Genomic DNA, 5,379 nt, shown 5'->3' with positions numbered 1-5,379 from the left:
GGCGGACGCCGTTAGGAGACTCTGGCATGGCGCACTCAACCAACACGAAGACCCGGACCATGTTCCTGCAGACACACTCCTTCAGCGCCCTCGCCTCGACGGCGGCGGTCGCGCTTGCGCTGTCGCTGGCGCCCGGCGCCTCGATCGCCCAACGGGCCTATTCCACGCCCGACGCCGCATCCCAGGCCTTGGTCGACGCCATTGCGAGCAGCGACCTCGAGGCCCTGCGCACGGTGCTGGGGCCCGACTGGCGACGCTTCATTCCTGAAGGCAGCCTCGACCGGGATGACGTCTACGATTTCCTCGGCGCCTGGGCACGGCAGCACAAGACCGTGCTCGAGAAGCCCGACACCGCGGTGCTTGCCGCCGGAGACGGCGACTGGACGCTGCCCATCCCGATCATCAAGCGCGCCGGTGGATGGCACTTCGACACGCATGCGGGCGCAGACCAGATGCGCACGCGCATCATCGGCCGCAACGAGCTGGCCGCGATGCAGGCTGTGCTCGCCTATTTCGACGCGCAGAAGGAATATGCGCTCAAGGACCGCGACGGCAATGCCGTGCTGGAGTACGCGGAGAAATTCGCGAGTTCGCCCGGCAAGCATGATGGCTTGTACTGGCCTGACGCGCCGGGCCAGGACCGCAGTCCGCTCGGCCCGCTCTATGCCGGAGGCAATGCCGGCGAGGGCTACCACGGCTATGACTTCAAGATCCTCAAGGCCCAGGGCAAGGATGCGCCAGGCGGCGCCTACAGCTATGTCCTGGGGGGGCGCATGCGCAGCGGCTTCGCATTGATCGCATGGCCCAGGCAGTACGGAAAGACCGGCGTCATGAGTTTCATGGTGAACCATGACGGCGTCGTCTACGAGAAGGACCTGGGCGCGGGCACCGACGCCGCGGCACGTGCCATGACGACGTTCAATCCCGGCCCGGGCTGGAGCAAGGCCCCGGCGGCGTCTCCAGGCTGAGAAGCTCCTGCGCCAGGGTCTTCGCTGCCAGCGCGGGATTGCGCTGCGCGCCAGGCGCTTCGCAAAAGATCCGAAGCACGCGCTGAAGCCCACTTCGGGGGCGGACTTCATTTCACGAATCGCGCAACAGCCTGCTCCGTGTTGAGGATCATCCGTTCGCGCCCCAGCGTCTGGCCCAGCGGCGATCTCTGCACCATCTCGAGCACGCCCGGGTTCAGCCGCGTGAGCCACAGGGCGGTGCCGCTGTCGCTCAGCCTCTTTTCGGCTTCGATCAGCATCTTGAGCGCGGTGTACTCGAGATCGAACACGCCACCCATGTCCAGCACCACCACCTTGGGCCGCGCCTCGTCCACGAAGGCCTGCGCCTTGCGTCCGACCTGCTGCGCATTGGCGAAGTAGACGCGCCCTTCCGGCCGCAGTATCAGCAGGCCCGGGAAAACTTCATCCTCGGGGTGCTCGGGGCTTCGGGGGCGGAACACGTTGGTGCCGGGCTTGCGTCCCAGCACATGAACGGGCGGGTCCGACATCTGGTAGGCCAGTGCCACGAGCGAAACGACGATGGCCGCGACGATGCCCTGCAGCGTGCCGAGCAGCACCACGCCGGCCGCGGCCACCAGCGCCCAGACGAACTCCGTGCGCCGCACGCGGATGATGGCCCTGAATTCCGCAGGCTTGATGAGCCCGACCGAATAGACGATCACCACCGCGGCCAGGGTGGCGTGTGGCATCAGCCCGATGAAAGGCGCGAGGAGCAGCGCCGTCAGCAGCGCAGCCGCGGCCGTGACCAGTTCCGCCAGCTGGGTGCGTGCACCCGCGAGCCGGTTCACCGCCGTCTGCGTGGTGCCGCCGCCAGCGGGCATCGCGCCCAGCAGCGCACCGCCCGCAGTCGCCAGGCCGGTGGCCAGCAGTTCCCGGTTCGGTTGCGGCACCGGCTCTCCGGTTTGCGCGAAGGCGCGCCCGGCCGCGATCGTCTCGGTGAAGCTCATCAGCGCGATGCCCAGTGCGGCGGGCCACAGCTGCGTGAGCAGGTGCACGTCCGGGAGCGTCACGGCCGGCAGGCCGGTGGGGACCGTACCCACGGCCTCCACGCCGTAGCGGTCCAGTCCCAGCAACTTCATCGCGGCGATGCTGCCGGCCACCGCGATCAGCGGCGCGGGTGCACGCGGGGTGAAGTGCTCCATCGCCACGAGCACGGCCACCGTGGTCGCGCCGACGGCGAGTGTCGCCAGCGAAGTCTCCGGAATGCCCTGCACGATGTGGAGCAGGTTCTGCAGGAACGATCCCTTCGCGAAATGGATGCCCAGCAGCTTGGGTAGCTGGTCCAGCACGATCACGATGCCGATGCCGGCCTTGAAGCCGACCAGCACCGGCTCCGAGATGAAGTTGGCGACGAAGCCCAGCCGCAACAGGCCGGCGAGCACGAGGACGGCCCCCGAGAGCAGCGTCAGCGTGGCGCAGGCGGTCACGATGCTCGCCGCGCCATCGCCCGACGTGACCTCCGCCAGCGCCGCGCCCGTCAGGATGGCCAGCGTCGTGGTGGTGCTTACGCTGAGCGGGCGCGACGTTCCGAGCAGCGCATAGATGACCATGGGCACGAACACCGTGTACAGGCCGACCTGCACGGGCAGGCCCGCGATGGTCGCGTAGGCCAGCGCCTTGGGAATGACGACGGCGGCGGCAATCAGCCCGGCGACGACGTCGGGCTTGAGCCACCCGGATTGGTAGGCGCGGATCCAGTCCGGCACCCCGAAGCGTGCCGGCGACGCCGGCGCGTCAGCGTGTTGCTGCTGCATCGCCACTGCGCAGGTGGCATTGCGCGATGCGGACCGCGGTGTCGTGCGGGTCGGGCAAGTCCTCGAAGCCGGGACGCCTTGCCAGCTTGCGCACCGCCACTCGCCGGCCTTCGAACTGCAGGCTCACCGGAAGGAAAAGGCCCATGGCGCGCCCCGGGTCCTAGTAGATCTCGGGGATGAACCTGAGCGGCACCGGAGGCTCCTTGTAGTCGCCGCGTTGCTGGCGCTTCGGCAGCTTCACCTTTTCCCGCGGCAGCTTCTCGTAGGGAATGTGTTCCAGCATGTGCTTGATGATGTTGAGCCGGGCGCGCTTCTTGTCGTCGGAACGCACGATGAACCATGGCGACGATGGCAGGTCCGTGGCCTGGAGCATGTCGTCGCGCGCGCGCGAATAGTCGTACCAGCGGCCATAGGACTTGAGGTCCATGCCCGTGAGCTTCCAGATCTTGCGCCCGTCGTCGATGCGCTGCGTCAGCCGGCGAGTCTGCTCCTCGGGCGTCACCTCGAGCCAGTACTTCAGCAGGATCACGCCCGACTGGATGATCGCCTGCTCGACCAGCGGCGTCGCCGTCAGGAAGTCCCTGACCTGGCTTTCGGAGGCGAAGCCCATGACGCGCTCCACGCCGGCGCGGTTGTACCAGCTTCGGTCGAAGATCACGACCTCGCCGGCCGCCGGCAGGTGCGGGATATAGCGCTGGATGTACATCTGGCTTTTCTGTCGTTCGCTAGGGGCCGGCAAGGCCACCACGCGGAAGATCCGGGGACTCACGCGCTCGGTGATCGCCTTGATGGTGCCGCCCTTGCCTGCCCCGTCGCGCCCCTCGAACAGCACGCAGACCTTCAGGCCAGCGTGCTGGACCCACTGCTGCAAGCGCACCAGTTCGACATGCAGCTCCTTGAGCGACCGCAGATACACCTTGCTCGACAGCGGCTTGTCGTGCTCCGACACTGCCGCGGCGTCGTTCTCCTGCACCGACGCATCCTCCGCAGGAGGCTCGGCCTCGGCCCGATGAGCATGGTGATGACCCTTCTTGTTTCGTTCCATGACGCTCTCCTGTTGAAAATGGAGCCTCGACGCAACCATCATGCTGCCGGATGCGGCAGGTCGGTGCGCGCGGCTGCATCGATCCACTGCCCGCGCGAGCGTGATCGCGCGCTCACACGGGGGCGTCCGGGAGGCATCCTGATGCTATGCCCCGCCGAAGCCCGCGCGATTGATGCAGATCAATCCGGCGCGGTCTTGCGGATCGGCGCCTCGAAGCTTCTGTCAGACCCCCGGGCATCCGTGCGATGAATGCCTTCCTCGCGCTCCCGCCACCTCGACGGCAGCAGCCCGAACTGGGCGGTGAACCAGCGCGTGAACGATCCCTGCGTGCTGTAGCCGAGCAGTTCGGAGATCCGGTTGAGGCTGAACTTGGGGTTCTCCATGTAGCGAGGAGCCAGTTCGGACCGCACCGCATTGAGCAGGGACGTGAAGCTCGCCCCCACTTCATCGAGTTGCCTCTGCATCGAACGCACGCTCATGCCGAGACCCAGTGCCACGGTTTCGCTGGTGGCCCGTCCCATGGGCAACATCAGGTAGATCGCCCTGCGCACCTCCAGCACGATCGAATGCGCATGCGACTGCGGCAGCGATTCGACGAACTGCCGGGCGTAGCGCGCCATGGCCGGGTCGGCATGCGGGTTGGCCGCCTCAAGGTCGCTCGCAGCGAAGACGATGCCGTTGAACTCGCTGTCGAATACGAGCCTGCAGGCGAACAAGCGGTTGTGCAGGCGCAGGTCGGAGGGCGCCGAGTGGACGAAGTTGACGCTGTTGGGCTGCCATTGCGCGCCCATGAGGGCCTTGCACATCCGGAAGACAGCGCCCAGTGCCAGTTCGGTGCCCTGTCGACCCGGCTTCGTGGCCACCAGTTCCTGCCGCAGGATCACCAGCCTGCCGGCATCCTCGAGCTGCATCGCCAGGCTCTCGTTGAGCAGGTGCCGGTAATCGATGGTGGTGACGAGCGCATCGCGCAAGGTCGCCTGGTGGGTGATCAGCAAGCTCACGACGCCGAAGTTCGACAGCTGCCGCGACTCCGCCATGCGCAGGCCGAAGGTGTCGCAACCCGAGCCGGCCGCCGCCTCCTCGAGCAAGGCCACCACCGCATCCGTCGAAATGCGCTGCTCGGGATCCTTGAGCAGGCTCTGGCTCAGGCCCGCATGCCGCAGGGCCTCCCTGGGGTTGAAGCCGAGGCTCTCGGCGACCTCCAGGAAGTTGGTCAGGGCGGCGGCACGAACCAGCGGGACCATGGTGTGAACGGTGAATTCAGAGCACGGATTCTGGCATGAGAAGCGAAATGCATGTCGCAACTTGCGAAGCGTCACTCCGTCGCGATCCATACAGTTCCATCATCGATCCAACACCCATTCAGGAGACACGAACAATGGCAAAAGCAGTACGCCAATACGAGGCCGGCGGCCCCGAAGTCCTTCGCTACGAAGACGTCGAAGTCGGCGATCCCGGCCCCGGCCAGGTCAGGCTGCGCCATGTGGCGGTGGGCCTGAACTACGCCGACACCTATTTCCGCAACGGCACCTACGCCGTCCCCATGCCCAGCGGCCTGGGCGTGGAGGCCGCC

5 protein-coding genes and 1 pseudogene are annotated in these 5,379 nt (G+C 66.9%); 2 read left to right on the top strand and 4 right to left on the bottom strand.

Annotated elements, in window-relative coordinates:
• Positions 1 to 26 precede the first annotated feature (26 nt).
• Positions 27 to 968: a DUF2950 domain-containing protein gene (locus HB681_RS37250; protein ID WP_256354746.1), complete on the top strand. Its 942-nt coding sequence runs from the start codon at positions 27 to 29 to the stop codon at positions 966 to 968.
• A gap of 107 nt (positions 969 to 1,075) precedes the next feature.
• On the opposite strand, the gene HB681_RS37245 is transcribed toward HB681_RS37250, so the two are convergent.
• The 4 genes from HB681_RS37245 to HB681_RS37230 all read right to left on the bottom strand — a co-directional run bounded on the left by HB681_RS37245 (position 1,076) and on the right by HB681_RS37230 (position 5,050).
• Positions 1,076 to 2,761: a SulP family inorganic anion transporter gene (locus tag HB681_RS37245; protein ID WP_213959923.1), complete on the bottom strand. Its 1,686-nt coding sequence runs from the start codon at positions 2,759 to 2,761 to the stop codon at positions 1,076 to 1,078.
• Positions 2,742 to 2,906, bottom strand: a complete 165-nt coding sequence (locus HB681_RS37240) for a hypothetical protein (protein ID WP_213959922.1) — start codon at positions 2,904 to 2,906, stop codon at positions 2,742 to 2,744. The genes HB681_RS37245 and HB681_RS37240 overlap by 20 nt, the downstream gene beginning before the upstream one ends.
• Positions 2,907 to 2,921: 15 nt before the next feature.
• Positions 2,922 to 3,806, bottom strand: a complete 885-nt coding sequence (ppk2, locus tag HB681_RS37235) for a polyphosphate kinase 2 (protein ID WP_213959921.1) — start codon at positions 3,804 to 3,806, stop codon at positions 2,922 to 2,924.
• Between the two features lie 179 nt (positions 3,807 to 3,985).
• The gene (locus HB681_RS37230; RefSeq protein ID WP_213959920.1) at positions 3,986 to 5,050 is read right to left on the bottom strand and encodes an AraC family transcriptional regulator; all 1,065 of its coding nucleotides are present in this window, start codon (positions 5,048 to 5,050) and stop codon (positions 3,986 to 3,988) included.
• 134 nt (positions 5,051 to 5,184) lie between these two features.
• Here HB681_RS37230 and HB681_RS37225 point away from each other — a divergent pair.
• Positions 5,185 to 5,379, top strand: a pseudogene (locus HB681_RS37225) (quinone oxidoreductase); the annotation flags it as partial.

Source organism: Variovorax sp. dw_954, assembly GCF_018449755.1.
GTDB lineage: Bacteria > Pseudomonadota > Gammaproteobacteria > Burkholderiales > Burkholderiaceae_C > Variovorax.
Note: the sequence above shows the minus strand (reverse complement) of the source record. Positions and strands in the feature narration are given on the sequence as shown.